17 protein-coding genes are annotated in these 18,156 nt (G+C 72.0%); 8 read left to right on the top strand and 9 right to left on the bottom strand.

Annotated features, from left to right (window positions below):
- The 3 genes from MKL01_RS29375 to secA form a co-directional block, all read right to left on the bottom strand.
- A partial coding sequence (locus MKL01_RS29375; RefSeq protein ID WP_243908707.1) for a KUP/HAK/KT family potassium transporter occupies positions 1–264 on the bottom strand: 264 nt, incomplete at its 3' end.
- Positions 265–375: 111 nt separating this feature from the next.
- A complete protein-coding gene (gene bioD, locus MKL01_RS29370) occupies positions 376–1,047 on the bottom strand; it encodes a dethiobiotin synthase (protein WP_243908706.1) in 672 nt (223 codons plus the stop codon).
- 8 nt (positions 1,048–1,055) lie between these two features.
- A complete protein-coding gene (gene secA, locus MKL01_RS29365; protein ID WP_243908705.1) occupies positions 1,056–3,947 on the bottom strand; it encodes a preprotein translocase subunit SecA in 2,892 nt (963 codons plus the stop codon).
- A gap of 263 nt (positions 3,948–4,210) precedes the next feature.
- Between secA and MKL01_RS29360 the strand changes: the two genes are divergently transcribed.
- Positions 4,211–5,116, top strand: coding sequence for a peptidylprolyl isomerase (locus tag MKL01_RS29360; RefSeq protein ID WP_243908704.1), 906 nt, complete (start codon positions 4,211–4,213; stop codon positions 5,114–5,116).
- A gap of 69 nt (positions 5,117–5,185) precedes the next feature.
- Here MKL01_RS29360 and MKL01_RS29355 read toward each other — a convergent pair whose 3' ends face one another.
- Together MKL01_RS29355 and hemH are read right to left on the bottom strand one after the other, a co-directional pair.
- Entirely contained in the window at positions 5,186–5,344 is a 159-nt protein-coding gene (locus MKL01_RS29355) for a hypothetical protein (protein ID WP_243908703.1), read from the bottom strand.
- Between the two features lie 94 nt (positions 5,345–5,438).
- A complete protein-coding gene (hemH, locus tag MKL01_RS29350) occupies positions 5,439–6,521 on the bottom strand; it encodes a ferrochelatase (protein WP_243908702.1) in 1,083 nt (360 codons plus the stop codon).
- A 279-nt stretch (positions 6,522–6,800) separates the two neighbouring features.
- Between hemH and MKL01_RS29345 the strand changes: the two genes are divergently transcribed.
- Positions 6,801–7,490 carry a uracil-DNA glycosylase gene (locus MKL01_RS29345; RefSeq protein WP_243908701.1) on the top strand — a complete coding sequence of 230 codons (690 nt, stop codon included), beginning with the start codon at positions 6,801–6,803 and terminating at the stop codon, positions 7,488–7,490.
- Positions 7,491–7,504: 14 nt separating this feature from the next.
- Here the strand turns inward: MKL01_RS29345 and MKL01_RS29340 are convergent, their stop codons facing one another.
- Positions 7,505–7,957 (bottom strand): hypothetical protein, encoded by a 453-nt coding sequence (locus tag MKL01_RS29340; RefSeq protein ID WP_409566375.1) that lies wholly within the window; start codon positions 7,955–7,957, stop codon positions 7,505–7,507.
- A 360-nt stretch (positions 7,958–8,317) separates the two neighbouring features.
- Here MKL01_RS29340 and MKL01_RS29335 point away from each other — a divergent pair, with 360 nt between their 5' ends.
- The gene (locus tag MKL01_RS29335; protein ID WP_243908700.1) at positions 8,318–8,689 is read left to right on the top strand and encodes an AMP-dependent synthetase; all 372 of its coding nucleotides are present in this window, start codon (positions 8,318–8,320) and stop codon (positions 8,687–8,689) included.
- Positions 8,690–8,767: 78 nt separating this feature from the next.
- Here MKL01_RS29335 and MKL01_RS29330 read toward each other — a convergent pair whose 3' ends face one another.
- Positions 8,768–9,328, bottom strand: a complete 561-nt coding sequence (locus MKL01_RS29330; protein ID WP_243908699.1) for a disulfide bond formation protein B — start codon at positions 9,326–9,328, stop codon at positions 8,768–8,770.
- Between the two features lie 14 nt (positions 9,329–9,342).
- The gene (locus MKL01_RS29325) at positions 9,343–9,627 is read right to left on the bottom strand and encodes a DUF5993 family protein (RefSeq protein ID WP_243908698.1); all 285 of its coding nucleotides are present in this window, start codon (positions 9,625–9,627) and stop codon (positions 9,343–9,345) included.
- A gap of 56 nt (positions 9,628–9,683) precedes the next feature.
- Between MKL01_RS29325 and MKL01_RS29320 the strand changes: the two genes are divergently transcribed.
- The 3 genes from MKL01_RS29320 (at position 9,684) to MKL01_RS29310 (ending at position 12,458) form a co-directional block, all read left to right on the top strand.
- Positions 9,684–10,502, top strand: a complete 819-nt coding sequence (locus MKL01_RS29320; RefSeq protein ID WP_243908697.1) for an enoyl-CoA hydratase — start codon at positions 9,684–9,686, stop codon at positions 10,500–10,502.
- A 145-nt stretch (positions 10,503–10,647) separates the two neighbouring features.
- A complete protein-coding gene (locus tag MKL01_RS29315) occupies positions 10,648–10,956 on the top strand; it encodes a hypothetical protein (RefSeq protein WP_243908696.1) in 309 nt (102 codons plus the stop codon).
- A 65-nt stretch (positions 10,957–11,021) separates the two neighbouring features.
- Positions 11,022–12,458: a phospholipase D-like domain-containing protein gene (locus MKL01_RS29310; RefSeq protein WP_243908695.1), complete on the top strand. Its 1,437-nt coding sequence runs from the start codon at positions 11,022–11,024 to the stop codon at positions 12,456–12,458.
- Here the strand turns inward: MKL01_RS29310 and MKL01_RS29305 are convergent.
- A complete protein-coding gene (locus MKL01_RS29305) occupies positions 12,376–13,161 on the bottom strand; it encodes an endonuclease/exonuclease/phosphatase family protein (RefSeq protein WP_243908694.1) in 786 nt (261 codons plus the stop codon). The genes MKL01_RS29310 and MKL01_RS29305 overlap by 83 nt on opposite strands.
- Before the next feature lie 249 nt (positions 13,162–13,410).
- On the opposite strand from MKL01_RS29305, the gene MKL01_RS29300 reads away from it, so the two are divergent.
- Both MKL01_RS29300 and MKL01_RS29295 read left to right on the top strand, forming a co-directional pair.
- Positions 13,411–14,649: an exonuclease SbcCD subunit D gene (locus MKL01_RS29300; RefSeq protein WP_243908693.1), complete on the top strand. Its 1,239-nt coding sequence runs from the start codon at positions 13,411–13,413 to the stop codon at positions 14,647–14,649.
- A 22-nt stretch (positions 14,650–14,671) separates the two neighbouring features.
- The gene (locus tag MKL01_RS29295; RefSeq protein WP_243908692.1) at positions 14,672–18,148 is read left to right on the top strand and encodes a YhaN family protein; all 3,477 of its coding nucleotides are present in this window, start codon (positions 14,672–14,674) and stop codon (positions 18,146–18,148) included.
- Positions 18,149–18,156 lie beyond the last annotated feature (8 nt).

The following is an 18,156-nucleotide window of genomic DNA, read 5'->3' as shown; positions in this document are numbered from 1 at the left end:
ATATTTCAACGACACGATCAGGATCAACGACCACAGGATCAGCGACACCGCCCCCGTGGCCGCCGCCGGGACCGAGGCGCCGCCGGCGGTCGCCGCCTTCACCGCCTCCTTGAACGCGTAGAGCGGGCTCGTGCCGATGTCGCCGTACACGACGCCGAGCGCGCCCAGGACCACGGCGGGGCGGAGCCGGTCGCCCGCCGGTTCATGACCGGCGGTGCCGGATGCCGACCGGGGATCGGCTGCGGGGGCAAGAGACTGACTCAACGCACTACTCCCGCAGGACGAGACCCGGCCTCGATGATCGGGGCGCCGGACGCGTCGTCACCGCGAAGGTAGCGGCGGCGGCGGCGGCGTCCAGCAACGGATGTGGATCCGTCAGATCAGCTCGGCCAGCCCGGCCGGGCAGGCATCTCCGCGGCGCAGGCAGAAAACCGGCGCGCCCGCATGGCGGGCGATCGCCGCCGCCACCGTGCTGGCCGGCGCCGGCGCGCCCCGGCTCTCGCTCACCACCACGGCGCGCAGCGGCACGTGGTGGGCGCGCAGGGTCTCGCAGGCCGTCAGCGTGTGGCTGATCGCCCCGAGGTAGCTCCCGGACACGAGGAGCGCCGGAACATCCAGAGCCCGGAGCCAGTCGAGCCCGGTGGCGGCCTCGGTGACCGGACTCATGAGGCCACCGACCCCCTCGATCAGCAGCGTCCCCTGCGTGCCGGCGATCTGCGCCCGGGACCAGCCGACGAGGTCGGCCAGGGCGAGGGACCGGCCCTCCAGCACGGCAGCCTGATCGGGCGAGAGCGGCGCCGTGAACCGCCACGGCGAGCACGCCTCGACAGCCTCGATGTCGAGGCCGATAGCCTGCGCGTCCAGCAAGCGGGCGGTATCGCTGCCGGCGAAGCCGGGATCGTCGAGCGGCGGGACCCCGCTCGCGAGCGGCTTCACCGCCCGGACCGTCCGGCCCGCGTCCCGGAGACGGCGGGTCAGGGCGGCGGTGACGTACGTCTTGCCGATCTCGGTCCCGGCTCCGGCGATGAAGACCGCCCGTGCGGGCATCGCCGGCCTCAGGCCTGGAGGCTGCCGTGGCAGTGCTTGTACTTCTTGCCCGAGCCGCAGGGGCACGGCTCGTTGCGGCCGACGCGGCCCCAGGTGGCGGCGTCGTTCGGATTGCGCTCCAGCACGGCGCCGTCGGCGGCGAGACCCTGCGCGGCGAAGCCGTAGGCCGGACCGCCCCCGCCATCGCTGCCCGAGCCGTGCCCGGCATAATCCATCTCGTTCTCGCCCGTGACCGGGTCGAGATGCTGGGCGAACATCTGCGGGAGCGGCGGGCCGCCCGCCGGGAACTCCTGCTGCGGCTCCTGCATCATGATCTCGACCCGCGAGAGCTGCGCCGTCACCTGCTCGCGCAGGGCGGTGACGAGGTTGTTGAACAGGTCGAAGGCCTCGGACTTGTACTCGTTCAGCGGATCGCGCTGGGCGAAGCCGCGCCATCCGATCACCTGGCGGAGATGGTCCAGGGTCACGAGGTGCTCGCGCCACAGGTGGTCCAGGGTCTGGAGCAGCACCTGCTTCTCGATGTAGGCCGTGACCTCGGCGCCGTTCCGCTCGGTCCGTTCGGCATAGGCCGACTCGGCGGCCTTGAGCAGGCGCTCGCGCATCTCCTCGTCGGCGATGCCCTCCTCCCGGGCCCAGTCCTCGACCGGCGCATCGAGGTTGAGCACCTCGCGGACCTGCTCGCGCAGGCCGGCCACATCCCACTGTTCCGCGTAGGCGTTCTGCGGGATGTAGCGCGCCACGAAGTCGTCGATCACGCCTTCCCGCATCTCGTCCACGGTCTCGCGGACGCTGTCCTGGCCCATGAAGTCCCGGCGCTGCTCGAACACGACCTTGCGCTGGTCGTTCATGACGTTGTCGTACTTGAGCACGTTCTTGCGCATGTCGAAGTTGCGCGCCTCGACCTTCTGCTGCGCCTTCTCGATGGCCTTGTTGATCCAGGGGTGGATGATCGCCTCGCCCTGCTCCAGGCCGAGCTTTTGCAGCATCCCGTCCATGCGGTCCGAGCCGAAGATCCGCATCAGGTCGTCCTGAAGCGACAGGTAGAACTTCGAGCGACCGGGATCGCCCTGTCGGCCGGAGCGGCCGCGGAGCTGGTTGTCGATGCGCCGGGATTCGTGGCGCTCCGTGCCGATGATGTAGAGGCCCCCCGGCAGGTCCTTCTTGCGGCCCGCCTCCGGATCGGCCGGCTCGCCCGAGGCCAGCACCTTGGCGCGGTTGTCGGCGATCTCCGCCTTGATCGCCTCGATGGCGGCGTCGCGCTCGGGGCCGTCGGCGAGGTGGCCGAGCTCCTTCTCGATCCGCATCTCGAGGTTGCCGCCGAGTTTGATGTCGGTGCCGCGGCCGGCCATGTTGGTGGCGATGGTGATCGCGCCGGGGACACCCGCCTCCGCCACGATGTAGGCCTCCTGCTCGTGGAAGCGGGCGTTCAGCACCGCGAAGCGCTTGGTCACCCGGCCCTCGCGGGCGGCCTTGTAGACGTCGGTCAGGGCGTTCGGATCGGAATAATCGAGCAGGCTGTAGCCGTGCGCCTTCAGCATGTCGGCGAGGTGCTCGGACTTCTCGATCGAGCCGGTGCCGACCAGGATCGGCTGGTGGCGCGCATGCGCCTTGTCGATCTCCGCGATGATGCCGTCGTATTTCTCTCCGACGGTGCGATAGACCTCATCGTCCTCGTCGACGCGCTCGACCTCCTTGTTGGTCGGGATGTCGACCACGTCGAGCTTGTAGATCTCGGCGAACTCGTCGGCTTCCGTGGAAGCCGTGCCGGTCATGCCGGCGAGGGTCTTGTAGAGGCGGAAGTAGTTCTGGAAGGTGATCGAGGCCAGCGTCTGGTTCTCGGGCTGGATCGTCACCCGCTCCTTGGCCTCCAGCGCCTGGTGCAGGCCCTCCGAGTAGCGCCGGCCCTGCATCATGCGGCCGGTGAACTCGTCGATGATCACCACCTCGTCGTTCTTGACGATGTAGTCCTTGTCCCGGGTGAACAGCGTGTGCGCCCGGAGCGCCTGGTTCAGGTGGTGCACGAGGGTGACGTTGTGGGCGTCGTAAAGGTCGCCCTCCTTGAGGAGGCCGGCCTCGCGCATCGCCTCCTCGACGAATTCGTTGCCCTCCTCGGTGAGCGAGACCGTGCGCTGCTTCTCGTCGAGGTCGTAGTGCTCCCGCACCAGCCGGGGCATGAGCGCGTCGACCGAGACGTACAGCTCCGAGCGATCGTCCACCGGGCCCGAGATGATCAGCGGCGTGCGCGCCTCGTCGATCAGGATCGAATCCACCTCATCGACGATGGCGTAGTTGTGCCCCCGCTGTGCCAGCTGGGACATCTCGTACTTCATGTTGTCGCGCAGGTAGTCGAACCCGTATTCGTTGTTCGTGCCGTAGGTGATGTCGCACGCGTAGGCGTCCTTGCGCTGCGCGTCGTCGAGGCCGTGGACGATCGTCCCCACGGTGAGGCCGAGGAACCGGTAGACCCGGCCCATCCACTCGGCGTCGCGGGAGGCGAGGTAGTCGTTCACCGTGACGACGTGGACGCCCTTGCCCTCCAGGGCGTTGAGATAGACCGGCAGCGTCGCCACCAGGGTCTTGCCCTCGCCGGTCTTCATCTCGGCGATGCCGCCCTCGTGGAGCACCATGCCGCCGATGAGCTGCACGTCGAAATGGCGCTGGCCGAGCACGCGCTTGGCTGCCTCGCGCACGGTGGCGAAGGCCGGAACCAGGATGTCGTCGAGGCTCTTGCCGCCGGCGAGTTCCGCCTTCAGCATGTCGGTCCGGGCCCTGAGGGCCTCGTCCGACAGCACCTGGATCTCGGGTTCCAGCGCGTTGATCTGCGCCACGCGCGGGCGGTAGCCCTTCACGCGGCGGTCGTTTGAGGAGCCGAAAATCTTCTTGGCGATCGAGCCGAGCATCGTTGACCTGCGGACGCGCGAGCCCGCCCACGGGTGAGCGTGGCGGGCCGGCCTGGGCGGAGTTGGCCGGGCTTATAGAGGTAAACATCGGCCGGCGCACCTGAAAGAGGCAGCCCGCGACGCGGGTGGCCTCGGTCACGGTTCCGGCATCGGCGGAACGGCTGCGCTTGCCTTCTCGCGCCATGCGGCCCACCTGTGCCGCGGCCCGCCCTCCGGCCCGATCCGGTGCGGCCCAGAGATCGAAATCCGAGGACTTCGCCCGCATGCCGAACACCGCCCTCCTCCGGCGCGCCAGCGCGTTGGCCCTCCTGATCGCGATGCCCGGACTGGCGCTGGCCCAGGCGCCCCAGACGGCCCCGACGCCGGCCGCGAACCCGCCGGCCGCGTCCGTCGGTGCGGAGTCGGTGGTGGCGCGGGTCGACGGCAAGCCGATCACCCAGGGCGACCTCGCCATCGCGGCGGATGATCCCGCCCTGTCGCTGCCGGGGGTGGACGAGGCGCAGAAGAAGACCCTGCTGGTCGACTACATGGTCGACCTGCGCGTCGGCGCGCAGGCGGCCGAGGCCGCCAAGATCGGCGACACGCCGGACTTCAAGCGCAAGCTCGCCTATTTCCGCGACAAGCTCCTCCTCGACGATTATCTGGAGCAGGAGGCCAAGCGGGCGGTCACACCAGAGGCCGAGCACGCGATCTACGATCAGACCGTCAAGCTGATGAAGCCCGAGGAGGAGGTGCACGCGCGGCACATCCTGGTCGACAACGAGGCCGAGGCGAAGAAGATCGCGGCGCGGATCAAGGGCGGCGAGGACTTCGCCAAGGTGGCGGCGGAGACCTCGAAGGATCCGGGCTCGAAGGCCGAGGGCGGGGATCTCGGCTGGTTCACCAAGGAGCGAATGGTGCCGGATTTCGCCACCGCCGCCTTCGCGATGAAGCCCGGCCAGGTCTCCGACCCGATCAAGACCCAGTTCGGCTGGCACGTGATCAAGGTCGAGGAGAAGCGGGTGAAGCCGCAGCCGACTTTCGACGAGCTGAAGGAGCAGATCGACCAGCACCTCATCCGCAAGGCGCAGCAGGATATGATCCTGAAGCTGCGCTCGGAGGCGAAGATCGAGCGCCCCGACGCGCCCGCCGACGCGGCTCAGCCCGCGCCCGAGCCGAAGAAGCCCTGACCGGCCGGCTACGACGGAACCAGAGGCGTGGCGCTTGTGAGGGTGCCGCGCCGGATGAGCTCCGCGCGGTCAGTACGGCCGGTCCGGAACGAGGTAACTGGACTGTTCCGGCGCCGCCGGCGCCACGAGTCCGAGGGCGCTGAGCTCGTCGCTGCGGCGCCCCTCGGCGATCCGGTCGAGCACCGCGATCAGCAGCCAGGGACACGCGATCCCGATGAAGAACGCCATGTGATCCTCCGACGCCGGATCTGGGAACCGTCCAGCTTCGGAGGATGATAGGTCGACGGGCGCCGTCCGCAAGCGCCGCCGCGACGGTTTTGCCTCAGACCCAGCCCTGGAGTTCGCGGCGCACCACGTGCTCGATGACCTTCATGCCCAGGTCGGTGTCGTTCAGGCAGGGGATATAGGCGAAGCGCTCCCCGCCGTTCTCCTCGAAATAGTGGCGGTTCTCGCCGTCGAGCTCCTCGAGCGTCTCCAGGCAATCCGCCGTGAAGCCGGGGGCGACGATGGCCATGCGCTTCACGCCGGATCTCGCCAGCTCCTTCACGGTCTCGTCCGTGTAGGGCTTCAGCCATTCCTCGTTTCCGAAGCGCGACTGGAAGGTCAGCCGCATCCGGTCCGGCGACAGGCCGAGGGCTTCCCGGATCAGCCGGCCGGTCTTGTGGCACTGGCAATGATAGGGATCGCCCTTGAGCAGGTAGCTCCGCGGCACGCCGTGGAACGAGGTGAGGATGACCTCGGGCTCGAAATCGAGCTTGGCCAGACCGTCCCGGATCGAATCCGCCATGGCGGCGATGTAGACCGGGTCGTCGTGGTAGGGCGGCGAGACGCGCACGGTCGGCTGCCAGCGCATGTCCATCAGGGCCCGGAACGCCTGGTCGCAGGCGGTCGCCGAGGTGGCGGCGGCGTATTGCGGATAGAGCGGCACCAGCAGGATGCGGTCGCAGCCCTGGTCGAGGAGCGCCTGGATCCGGCCGGCCACCTCCGGCTTGCCGTAGCGCATCGCCCAATCGACCACCACCGAATCGCCCATCGCCGCCTGGAGCCGTTCGGATTGGCTGCGGGTGATGGTCTTGAGCGGGCCCTCGTTCAGCGTGGTGTTCCACACGCTGGCGTAGTCGCGGCCCTTCGGCCCCGGGCGCTTTGACAGGATGATCAGGTTGAGGAGCGGCCACCAGATCAACCGCGGCACCTCGATGACCCGCCGGTCGGACAGGAATTCCTTGAGGTACCGGCGCATGGGCCAGTAGGTCGTGCCCTCCGGAGTCCCGAGGTTCATCAGCAGCACGCCGACGCGGCCCCAGGCGACCTTCGGATGGTCGGCCGGCAGGGTATCGGTTGCGGTCTGGAGCGGCACGAGGGGCCGGCCGTTCGCCAGCGCCACGGGTTCCACGCGTTCGTTCATGGCAGCGTTCCGGCGCCGCGCGCCGAGTCCTTCCTCTGGTTTCAGATATCCGGGGGCCGGCGCGCGCGCTTGGACCTGGACCGGAGGCTCGACCCCGTCGGGCGCGTTCCCATGTAGGGTGCGATCCCGCCCGGCGAAGGCCGGACGCGACATGCCGCACCGCAATCCGCCGCACGCCCGACCCATGTCCCTAAACACGGGCGGCCCGGGCTGCAACCGCGGCCCCGGTGACGGGGCCGGGCGCCCCTACCCCACTCCCGGACCGGACCGCGAGACAAGATGACCGACACGCCCGTCGCCGACGCCCTCGCCGCCTTCCGCGCCTCCGGCTCGCCGTGGCTGGCGCTGCCGTTCTTCGCGGGTGGCGCGGCCGACGCGGTGGCGGCCCGGGTCGACGCGCGGATCGCGGCGGGCGCCCGGGTGCTGCCGGCACCGGACCGGATCTTCCGGGCGCTCGCCGAGACGCCGCTGCCGGCGGTCCGCGCGGTGATCCTCGGGCAGGATCCCTACCCGACCCCGGGCGACGCCAACGGCCTCGCCTTCTCGTTCGTGGGTGCCGGGCGCCTGCCAGCCTCGCTGAAGGTGATCCTCGCGGAGGCGGGCTCGGACCGCGCGGCCGGGGGCGACCTGACGCCCTGGGCACGACAGGGCGTGCTCCTGCTCAACACCGCGCTCACCGTGGAGGCCGGCAAGGCCGGGGCGCACCTGCGCTTCGGCTGGGCCGCGCTCACCGACGAGGCGGTGGCCGCCGTCTCGGCGCGTCCCGAGCCGGCCGCGTTCCTGCTCTGGGGTGCCCAGGCGCGGGCGCGGGGGGCGCTGATCGACGCGGCCCGTCACGGCATCTTCGAGAGCGGACATCCCTCGCCGTTGAACCGCGCCCGGGATTTCCCCGGGTCGGACCCGTTCGGGCGGGCCAACCGCTGGCTCGAAGCGCACGGCAGCCGCCCGATCGACTGGCGCCTGGGCTGAGCCGGACCCCAGCCTCATTGAGGCTTGGCAGGCTCCGCAGGTTTGGCAGGCTCCGCAGGTTTGGCAGTATCGGCGGGTTTTGCCGGCGCCGACGGTGGCGTTCCCTCCGGAAGAAGCACGTTCTGGGCGACCGTGCCCGCGGGCCCGTACTCGCCAGCCACCGCGATGCAGGCCTGATCGCGGTTCTGCGCCATCTGGTTCGACATCAGGGTGAACATCGTCTGCACGCGGTTACCGAACGGTCCGCGCGGCTGGACGTCCTCGGCCCGGACGTTCTGTTTCGCCAGAAGCGCCTCGAACTGGTCGGTGCCGATCCGGTAGCCGCAGACATTCGACGCGGCGAAGATGTAGGCGGCGAACTCCAGCGCGCGCGGGCTCGGGGCGTTGCGGATCTGCGCCTGCGCCGGCAGGGCGGCCGACATCAGGGCGGCGAGCATCGGGACGACAGGCAGGGCGGCGTGACGCATGCGTGGCGGTTTCCTCAGTGGCTGCGGCCTCTGTCGGACCGCCTCAGACGCCGGGGACATAGTCCGGACCGGACCGCGCGCCAATGCGACCTAATTCGCCAACAAACCGCTGCCCGGCATTCACGACTCATTGGCCTTAGTCGCAGTCCTGGGCCACCGAACCTCTCAAATCGCGTCCCCGTTCCTGTTGCGCGCGCCGGTGAGAGAGAGTGTTAACCTGCCCGCGTCACGCCAGACACGACGGTTTATCCAGATCCAGGCGGTCTGCATCGCATGTACGGCGTCATCTCCTCTGCCACACCCCTCGCGGCTCCTGCATCCCGCGATCCCGACCGGCGATTCCGGCCGGCCCTCGCCGGCGTGGACCGACGCGCCGGTCCGGCGGCGGCGGCGATCTGTCCGCACCGGGTTGCCCGCTGGGCCTGCGGCGAGGGCCTGGGAGCCGGCACCACCGTGGCGCTGCTGGTGGCGGATCTCGGACAGGCGGAGGCCATACGCCTCGGCCTCGCCCGGATCGGCACCCACGTGACCGTCCTCGACGGCACGCGCCCCGGTCAGCCGCTGGCCGACAGCCTCGTCCGGTCGGACGCCGCGCTGGTCATCGTCGATACCGCCCTATCCGACGCCTATGCGAGCGTGATGGGCCGGCTGGCGACCTATCCGGCGGTGTGGTGGAACGGGCCGGGCGCGGATTTCGCCAGCCTCGACCTCGCCCTGGACGAGCAGGCCTGAGGTCGAAATCGCAGTGCGATTCGGCTCGGTCGCCACCGACGGTGACCGAAGCCGGCGGCGGAAGCTCCAGACGGTGTCCTAGCGATTCAGCAAGGCGTCGAGGGCCTCGTAATGCGTGGGGTCGTCCGGGCACAGGCCGCCGCCGCATTCCGCCGCCGTCGAAACGGCATTGGCGAGAACGACGCAGAGGAACAGCAGCAGGCAGGCGTTCCCGAAGGCTCCGGCGCCGCGCCCGGCCTGCGGGTCGGATCGCAGGCCTCCGTCGGCCAGGAGCAGCACCCCCACCGCCGCGATCAGCGCCACGAAGGCGAGGAGCGCCAGCGTGTAGAAATGGAGGCCGACCAGCGTCGTGCCGTAGCCGCCGGTTCCGGGGACGACGTGCAGAGCGACCTGCCGGGCCGCCACGGCGGCGCCGACGACCGCGCTCAGGATCGCGATGCCGTAATGCGACGGCCGCGGACCGAACCGGACGCCGAGCGCGAAGCCGACGCCCGAGGCCGCGAATCCGGCCCGCTGCAGGAGGCAGAGCGGGCACGGCAATTCGCCGAGCGCGAACTGATACCCGAAGGCCACGAGGAGGATGGCGCAGCAGCCCAGAAGTCCGAGGGCGTTGAGGGTGCGTGCATCAAGCCTTGTCACGATGCGCGGTCCCCTCAGAAGTCGAGTTGAAGCGTCGACGTGGCATGCGCGGCGAACAGCCCGAGGGTGCTGAGCAGCGACGCGAGCCACAGGCCGATGGCCGCCCCCCGTCGTCCCGCGAGGATGGCGACCGCGCTTCCCGCAAATCCGATGAACGGCAGCACCATCATGGACAGAGACCTCACCTGATTGCGGCGCCGGAACCACCGGGCCCGCCGCTCGAGCTTGCTCGAATGGCGGTTAAAGCTTTCGTGAAACCGGCCCGGCGACGGACGGCATCGCTGCCCTCCGGTCGGCATGATATTCTCGATCGGGAGACCGACCCCGCAGACGGGCCGGTCCTGGGAGACGCACCATGACAGCAGCCATAGCGGCGGCCCCGTCCGTCCCGGGCGATTCGCAGGGCCCGGTCCTGTTGCGCAGCGACGCGGACGGCGTCGCGACCCTGACGTTGAACCGCCCGCAGGCGCGCAACGCCCTGTCGATGGCCCTGATGGGCGCCCTCCAGGATCAGCTCGACGCGATCCGCGAGGATCCCGGGGTGCGCGCCGTGGTGCTGGGCGGCGCCGGGCCCGCCTTCTGTGCCGGGCACGATCTCAAGGAGATGCGCGCCGATCCGTCCCGGGAGGCCACCGAGGCGGTGTTCCGGACCTGCGCGCGGCTGATGCTCAGCATCGCGCGCCTGCCGCAACCGGTGATCGCCCGGGTCCACGGGATCGCCACGGCGGCCGGATGCCAGCTGGTCGCCACCTGCGACCTCGCCATCTGCGCCGACACGGCCCGCTTCGCCACGCCCGGGGTGCAGATCGGCCTGTTCTGCTCGACCCCGATGGTCGCCCTGTCGCGCGCCGTGCCGCGGAAAGCCGCCCTGGAGATGCTGCTGGTCGGCGAGCCGATCGAGGCCGCCGAGGCGCTGCGGATCGGCCTCGTCAACCGGGTGGTGCCGGCGACGGAGCTCAATGCCGCCGTCAGCGCCCTCGCGACCCGGATCGCCGGCAAGGCGCGGCGCGTGCTGGCGATCGGCAAGGAAGCGTTCGGGCGGCAGATCGAGATGGGCTTGGAGGAGGCCTACGGCTACACGGCCGAGGTCATGACCAGGAACATGGCGATGGCCGATGCCCGGGAGGGAATCGACGCCTTCCTGGCCAAACGGCCGCCGCGCTGGGAGCCTTGAGCCCCGGCCCGTGATCCTCACCCGCCGCCGCGCGATAGGACGCAGGCCGATCCGTGGCGCGCGCGTAGGTTCTGGCGCGACCTTGCCCTAGGATAATGACTGGGTCCGATCCCGCCGGATGCGGCGCCCCATCGCGGAACGGCTGATGAGCACCATCGACCTGTTCGGTCTGACGCTGGCCTTCTACGGCGCGATGCCGCCGCCGCGCCGGCCGCGCCCCGAGCGCAACGGGGCGACCTGGGCGGCGGCGGTAGTGTTCGGGGGCGTCTGCCTCGCCACGATGGGGCCGATGATCACCATCTGGAGCTTCCACCGGCCCTACGCCGAAGCCAAGGCGCGCTGCATCGAGTCCGGCGGCCGCATCCTGTACGCGGCGCTCGACGGGAGCGGGCCCTACCGCTGCGAACGGCCCGCGACGGTCGGCGTCAGGCGGCCGGCCGGCGGGGCCGATTAATCCGCGACGCCGCAGCGTTGTCGGGTATATCCGGCGCCGCCTGCCGCGAACCGGATGCCGAGACCTTGGAAAACGCGCTCACTCGATGGCTTCAATCGACCGCCCTGCTGCGGTCGGATGTCGAGGTGCTCATCGGCTTCGCTCTGGCGATCGGCGTCACCCTGCACGCCCTGCTGCGCAAGCGACGGGTGAGCGTCGCCGTGGGCTGGATCGGGCTCGCGTGGCTGTCGCCGATCTTCGGCACGGCGCTCTACCTCACCTTCGGCATCAACCGGGTCTCGCGGCGCGCCCGGCGGCTGCGGACCAAGCCCTCCGACGCGACGAAGCTGCCCGACACCGACGACGCGGTGGTGCCCGAGGCGCTCTGGCCCCTGGACCGCGCGATCCGGCGGATCACCGGCCTGCCGGCCTTCGCGGGCAATTCCGTACGCATGTACCGCAACGGCGATGCCGCCTATCCGGTGATGCTGGCGGCGATCCGAGACGCCGAGGCCAGCATCGGGCTGTCGAGCTACATCTTCCGGGACGATGCCACCGGTCGCGCGTTCTGCGAGGCCCTGGTGGAGGCGCAGCGCCGCGGCGTGAAGGTCCGGGTCATCATCGACGGGATCGGCGGCGGCTACTTCCGGGCGCCCGTCCACCACCGCCTGACCGCCGCCGGGGTGCCGGCAGCCCTGTTCATGCACTCGGCCCTGCCCTGGCGGATGCCGTTCCTCAATCTGCGCTCGCACAAGAAGCTGCTGATCATCGACGGGCGCATCGCCTTCACGGGCGGCCTCAACATCTCGCATCCCAACCGGGTCGCCCTGAAGCCCGAGCATCCGATCCGCGACACCCATTTCCAGCTGCGCGGCCCCGTGGTCGAGCAGCTCGCCGCCGCCTTCGCGGCCGACTGGGCCTTCGTCGACGGCGAGAACCTCGACGGCACGCCGTGGTTCGTCGATCTCGATCCCGCCGGGTCCAGCGTCGCCCGGGCGGTGACGTCGGGTCCGGACGCGGACGTGGAGAAGATCGAGCAGGTCATCCTCCAGGCGCTCGCCTGCGCGCGCCGGTCCGTCCGCTTCGTCACGCCCTATTTCCTGCCCGACGAGCTGGTCACCGGCGCCCTGGCGCAGGCCGCGACCCGCGGGATCGCCGTCGACGTGATCATCCCGGGGGTCAGCGACCACCCGTTCATCGACTGGGCGACCCGGGCGCATCTCGACCCGCTGCTGCGGGCCGGCGTGCGCGTCTGGCTCGACGATCCACCCTTCGACCATTCGAAGGCGATGGTGGTCGACGACATCTGGTGTTTCGTCGGCAGCGCCAACTGGGACATGCGCAGCTTCCGGCTCAATTTCGAGCTGAATGTCGAGATCATCGACGCGGACCTCGCCGCGGACCTCGACCGGTTCATGCGCGACAAGATGCGGGCGCGACTCAGCCGGGAGGATCTCGCCGCACGCGGCCTGCCGATCCGTCTCCGCGACGCAGGCGTGCGACTGCTGCTGCCATACCTTTGAAGCGGCCCGGCGCGTGCGCCTCCGGCGCAGGACCGAGATGGACGACGATCGGCCGGTGATCGGAGCGACCGCGCGGCAGCACGGCGTGCTCGTGGCAGATCAGGCCGCGGGCGAGGCAGCGGTCGAGCCGCAGCGGCAGGACCTCGACCATCGCGTGGGTCGGCTGGCGCGGGCCGACATCGCGGAAACCCGGGATCAGCGCGGGGCCGACGATGTTGTAGTCGCCGAGCACCGCGGCCCGGGGGGGCAATTCGCCGACGATGCGGCGGAGCTGCCGACGGTTCAGCATCTGCCCGTGAGACAGGTGAACGTTCGCGACCCCGAAGTCCCCCAGGTCGAGGATCTGGCAGACCCGATGCACCAGGGCGCCGGAGGGCAGCGTGATCACCCGGGGCGGCGCCGGCCAGGGTTTCGGGCTCCACATGGCCAGCCCGTGGATCCGTCCCGGCAGGGGCGCCCAGGCATAGTGGCCGCCGATCCGATCCAGCAGGAAGCCGATCGCCCGGGTCGCCTCCTGCATCAGCAGCAGGTCGGGCTTCTCCCGGGCCACGAGGGCGGCCACGTCGTCGACGGCGGCGCCGGTGCGCCGCAGGAGGTTCCAGCTCACGATCTTGAAGGGCGCCCGCGCGCGGCTGGCCGGCCGGGCCCGGGTTTCGGTGGGCGGTGCGTGGCCGGAGCGAGCCGGGTGTGCAGTGAAGTTCATCGGGCCGGACTCGTACCTCACCGGGCGGTTCTTGTGCCACCGCCACGCTCTAACGCGCCCGGCGCCGGGACGTTCGACCGGATCCGAGCGGGGTGCGCGGGATCGTCTGGGCGCGATGCGGCCTGCCTTCGGAACGCGTCCCACAGGCCATCGGCGTACGCCGCTTGAGGCGACCCCGCTCGGCAGCCTAAGAGCGGCCCCTGAACGGCGCGGCCGTTCCGACATCCTGCGAAGTCGCTCCGGACACCGATGACTGCGTTCAGCTTCATCCACGCGGCGGATCTGCATCTCGGCAGCCCGCTGTCCGGCCTCGCGGCCCGGGACGCGGACCTCGCGCGCCGGCTGGCCTCGGCCGGGCGGCAGGCCTTCGAGGATCTGGTCACCCAGGCCATCGAGCGGTCGGTGGCCTTCGTGGTGGTGGCCGGCGATGTCTACGACGGCGACTGGGCCGATGCGACGATCGGCCTGTTCTTCGCCCGGCAGGTGGCGCGCCTCGACCGCGCCGGCATCCCGACGATCGTGGTGCGCGGCAACCACGATGCCGAGAGTGTCATCACCCGCGCGATCACCCTGCCGGCCTCGGTCCACGTCTTCCCGTCCGACCGCGCCGGCACGCTGCGGCTCGACGGGGTGCGGGTCGCCCTGCACGGCCGCAGCTTCCAGCGGCGGGCCGTGGAGGAGAACCTGTCGCTCACCTACCCGGCCGCCGTGCCGGGCTGGTTCAATCTCGGGATCCTCCACACCTCCTGCACGGGCCACGCCGCCCACGAGACCTACGCGCCCTGCTCGATCGCCGACCTCACGGCCCGGGGCTACGATTACTGGGCGCTCGGCCACATCCACGACTATGCCGAGCTGCACCGGGATCCCTGGATCGTGTTCCCCGGCAATCTCCAGGGCCGAAGCGTGCGCGAGTGCGGCGAGAAGGGCGCCGTCCTGGTCGACGTGGCGGACAGCCGCGTGACCGGGCTCGCCCGCCTCGCCCTCGACCGCGCCCGGTTCGAGCAGGTCTTCGTCGACCTCGCCGGGGCCGCCGATGCCCGCGCGGCGCTGGAGGCCGTGGAGGCCGCCCTCCGGCCGCTGGCCGCCCTGGCGGCGACGCGCCTCGTCCTCGTGCGCGTCCATCTCACCGGGGTGACACCGGCCCACGACGCGCTCGCGGCCGACCGGGACACGCTCACGGCCGAGATCCAGGCGGCGGCCCACCGGCTGCACGAGGACGTCTGGCTGGAGCGGCTGAAGATCGAGACGCACCGGCCCCGGGCGGCGGTCGCGCCCGCCGGCCCCGCCATCGACCCGGCGGCCCTTCTGGCTGACCTCGATCGCGACCCCGAGTTCCGCGCCCGGGCCCGCGCCGCCCTCGCGGAGATCGGCGGCTGGATGCCGGCGGCGGTCGCCGCGGAGGCCGATCTGGAGACCGAGATGGACGCGCTCTGCGCTGAGGCCGAGGCGCTGATCCTCGGTCGCCTCAGGGGGCGGCAGTGCTGAGCCGGCAGCCCTCGGACACGCGATGCGCCTGACCCGCCTCGCCCTGGAGCGCTACGGCGCGTTCACCGACCGCACCGTCGCGTTCCGGCCGGATGCCCGGCTGCACGTGGTGCTGGGCGCCAACGAGGCCGGCAAGAGCACCGCGCTCGCGGCGGTCACGGACCTGCTGTTCGGCTTCGAGAAGTCGACCCGCTACGCCTTCCTGCACGACATGCCGCAGCTTCGGCTCGGCGCCGACCTCGTCGCGGCGGACGGGCGCCGCCTCTCCTTCCGCCGCCGGAAGGGCAACAGCCGGACCCTCATCGACGCCGCGGAAGCCCCGCTCCCCGACGACGTCCTCGCGCCGTTCCTCGGCGGGATCTCCCGGACGGTGTTCTGCCGCGCCTTCGGCCTGGACGCGGCGAGCCTGCGGGCGGGCGGCCGCGAGGTGGTCGATGTCGAGGGCGAGGTCGGCGCGAGCCTGTTCGCGGCGGGCTCGGGCCTGCGCGGCCTCACGGATCTGCAGACCGCCCTCGAGGCCGAGGCCGATGGCATCTTCGCGCCGCGCCAGGCCAAGCACCGGACCTTCTATCAGGCGCTGGAGCGCCACGAGACCGCCCGGAAGGCGGTGCGCGAGAGGGGCCTGCGGACCGGCGATTGGCGCGCGCTGAACGACGACATCGCCGCCGCCGCCGGGCAGCTCGAGGCGCTCCGGGCCGAGCAGAAGGCCGTCGCGGTCGCCCGGGCGCGGCTGGAGCGTCTGAAGCGCGTCCGCCCGATCCTCGCGGAGATCGACGCGCTGGCAGAGCGCGCCTCCACCGGGGACGACCTCGGCGATGCGGACCCGACGTGGATCGAGCGCCTCGGGGACGCCCTCGAACGCTGCCGCGCCGCGGAGGCCGAGGCGGAGCGGACCAGCTCCGCCCTCGCCCGGTCGCGCGCCGAGGCCGAGGCCGTGCCGGTCGAGCCGGGGTTGACGGTCCGGGCCGACGAGATCCTGGCGGCGTTCAGCGGCACCAAGGAATACGAGAAGGGCGGCACCGACCTCCCCCGGATCGACGGGGATGCCCACAAGATCGGGCTGGAGCTGGAGCGGCTGCGCGCCCGCATCGGCGCCGCTGACATGGCGGCGCTGGAGACCGGGCAGCCGACCGACGCCGCCCGGGCTCGGATCGAGCGGTTGATCCGCGACCACCGGATGCTGGCGGCGACCGAGGAGCAGCTCGCCCGCGACGGCGCTGCGGCCTGCGCCGAGCGCGACCGGCTGGCCCGCGAGGTCGAGGCGGCCGGCGCGACCCGGGATCCGACCCCTTTGCGCGAGGCCCTGAAGCCGCTGGCGAAGCTGCACGAGCGCATCGCCGCCCACGAGGCCCTCGACACCGCGATCCGGCGGGAGGCCGCGCTGCTGCGCAACCAGGCCGGCCGGCTGTCGCCCCCGGTCGCCGAGACCGCCGCCCTCGCCCGCCTGCCCCTGCCCTCGGCCGACACGGTGGCGCGCTATCGCGCGCTCCTCGACGGCAAGCGGCGCGAGCAGGAGCGCGCCGCCGACCGCCGGGATGCGGCCCTCCGGCAGGCCGACGCCACCCGGGACCGCCTGCGCGAGCGCGAGGCCGGCCGTCCGATCGCCACCCGGGAGCGGCTCGACGCCGTGCGGGCGGCCCGCGACGCGGCGTTCGCCCCCCTGCGCGACGCCCTGGCGGCCGGACGGCCCGTGGAACTCGCCACCGTCGCCGCCTACGAGCGCGCGCGCCTCGACGCGGACCACCTCGCCGACGAGCGTGCCGCCGACGCCGCCCGGGTCGCGGCCCACGCCGCCGATCTCGACCGCCTCGCCGCCGAGGATGCGGCGGCGGCCGCCGCGGCGGGCATCCTCGCGGGGATGGCCGACGACATCGCCGAGGGCGAGGCGGCATGGCGCGAGGTCTGGCAGCCCGTGGGCCTGGTCCCCGGTCCCCCGGCGGAGATGGCGGCCTGGCTCGCCGAGGCCGAGAGCCTGATCGAGGCGGAGCAGCGGCTGGCCGAGCAGCGGATCGAACGGGACCGGCTGTGGATCCGGATCGAGGACGCCCGGGCGCCGCTGGCCGACCTCGGCCTCCGGGCCGGGCTCGATCCGGCGCCGGACGGCGGGGTGGGTCAGATCCTGGAACGGATCGAGGCGCGGGTCGCCACCCTGGCGAGCCGCTGGGAGGCGAACCTCCAGACCGGCGGCCTGCTGCGCGCCGCCACCGCGACGGCGGACAGGCTGGAGGCGGCGCGCGCCGAGACCGCGTCGCGCCGGAGCGCGTGGCGAGCCGAATGGGAGGCGGCGCTGCTGCCCCTCGGCCTCGACGCCACCGCCGGGCCCGACGAGGCGGAGGGCGCCCTGGAGGCCTGGCGCACGGTACCCGATCGGCTGTTGGACCGCGCCGCGCTCGATCGCCGGTCTGCCGGAATCCGGCGCGACATGGAGGCGTTCCGAATCACGGCGTCCGCCCTGGTCGATGCGCTGGCGCCCGACCTCGCCGGCGCCCCACCGACCGGTGCGGTCCGGACCCTGCACACCCGCCTCGTCGCCGCGCAGGCGCGGGAAGCCCGACGTGCCGAGCTGGATCGCCGGCGGGAGGAGGCCGAGGCAGCCGACCGCGCGGCGGCCGATCGGCGCGACGCGGCCCGGACGGTTCTGGCCCGGCAGGTCGCCGAGGCGATGCCGGCGCTCGCGGAGGCTCCCGTGCCGGAGATCGAGGCCCTGTTCGGGCGGCTGAGCGCCCGGGAGCGGCTGCGGGCGGAGCTGCTGCGGCTCCGCGGCGGCCTCGCCGGGGCCGCCGACGGGCTGCCGGAGGCCGAGCTCCGCGCCGATCTGGCCGCGCTGCCGCCCGAGGCGATCGAGGCGGAGCTGGCCCGGCTCGCGCTGGAGGCCGACGAGCAGGCGGAGCGCGGCCAAGTCATCTTCGCCGACCGGGATCGGGCCGAGCGCCGCCGGGCCGAGCTTGAGGGCGGAAGCGGGGCCGAGCCGGCGCTGGCGGAGCGGAAGGCCGCGGAGGCCGATCTTCAGGCCACCGCCCGGTCCTGGGCGGTCCTGCGCTTCGCCGGTCTGATGCTGGGCCAGGCGATGGCCCGGCACAGGGCCGGGCAGCAGGATCCCCTGGTGGCGCGGGCCGGGGCGCTGTTCGGGGCGCTCACGGGCGGCGCCTTCTCGGGCCTCGCTCAGACCTACGACGAGGCCGACACGCCGAAGCTCGCAGGGCAGCGGGCGGGCGGCGGCACGGTGGCGATCGAGGGCATGAGCGAGGGCACCCGCGACCAGCTCTATCTTGCCCTGCGGCTCGCCTACCTGGAGGATTACGCAGGGCGTGCCGAGCCGGCCCCGTTCATCGGCGACGACCTGTTCTCGACCTTCGACGAGGCCCGCACCGGCTACGGGCTCGACGCGCTGGCGGAGATCGGCGCGCGCGTCCAGCCGATCCTGTTCACGCACCACCGCCACGTCGCCGATCTCGCCCGGGATCGGCTGGGCGGCGCGGTGGATGTGGTGGAGCTGTAGCGGCAGTT

The organism is Methylobacterium sp. J-070 (assembly GCF_022829385.1).
Taxonomy (GTDB): domain Bacteria; phylum Pseudomonadota; class Alphaproteobacteria; order Rhizobiales; family Beijerinckiaceae; genus Methylobacterium.
Note: the sequence above shows the minus strand (reverse complement) of the source record. Positions and strands in the feature narration are given on the sequence as shown.

Coding starts and splice junctions, on each gene's coding strand:
- MKL01_RS29340 (WP_409566375.1), bottom strand. CDS start 7,957: ATGCGTCACGCCGCCCTGCCTGTCGTCCCGATGCTCGCCGCCCTGATG.
- secA (WP_243908705.1), bottom strand. CDS start 3,947: ATGCTCGGCTCGATCGCCAAGAAGATTTTCGGCTCCTCAAACGACCGC.
- MKL01_RS29355 (WP_243908703.1), bottom strand. CDS start 5,344: ATGGCGTTCTTCATCGGGATCGCGTGTCCCTGGCTGCTGATCGCGGTG.
- MKL01_RS29360 (WP_243908704.1), top strand. CDS start 4,211: ATGCCGAACACCGCCCTCCTCCGGCGCGCCAGCGCGTTGGCCCTCCTG.
- MKL01_RS29295 (WP_243908692.1), top strand. CDS start 14,672: ATGCGCCTGACCCGCCTCGCCCTGGAGCGCTACGGCGCGTTCACCGAC.
- MKL01_RS29305 (WP_243908694.1), bottom strand. CDS start 13,161: ATGAACTTCACTGCACACCCGGCTCGCTCCGGCCACGCACCGCCCACC.
- bioD (WP_243908706.1), bottom strand. CDS start 1,047: ATGCCCGCACGGGCGGTCTTCATCGCCGGAGCCGGGACCGAGATCGGC.
- hemH (WP_243908702.1), bottom strand. CDS start 6,521: ATGAACGAACGCGTGGAACCCGTGGCGCTGGCGAACGGCCGGCCCCTC.
- MKL01_RS29325 (WP_243908698.1), bottom strand. CDS start 9,627: ATGCCGACCGGAGGGCAGCGATGCCGTCCGTCGCCGGGCCGGTTTCAC.
- MKL01_RS29320 (WP_243908697.1), top strand. CDS start 9,684: ATGACAGCAGCCATAGCGGCGGCCCCGTCCGTCCCGGGCGATTCGCAG.
- MKL01_RS29345 (WP_243908701.1), top strand. CDS start 6,801: ATGACCGACACGCCCGTCGCCGACGCCCTCGCCGCCTTCCGCGCCTCC.
- MKL01_RS29300 (WP_243908693.1), top strand. CDS start 13,411: ATGACTGCGTTCAGCTTCATCCACGCGGCGGATCTGCATCTCGGCAGC.
- MKL01_RS29315 (WP_243908696.1), top strand. CDS start 10,648: ATGAGCACCATCGACCTGTTCGGTCTGACGCTGGCCTTCTACGGCGCG.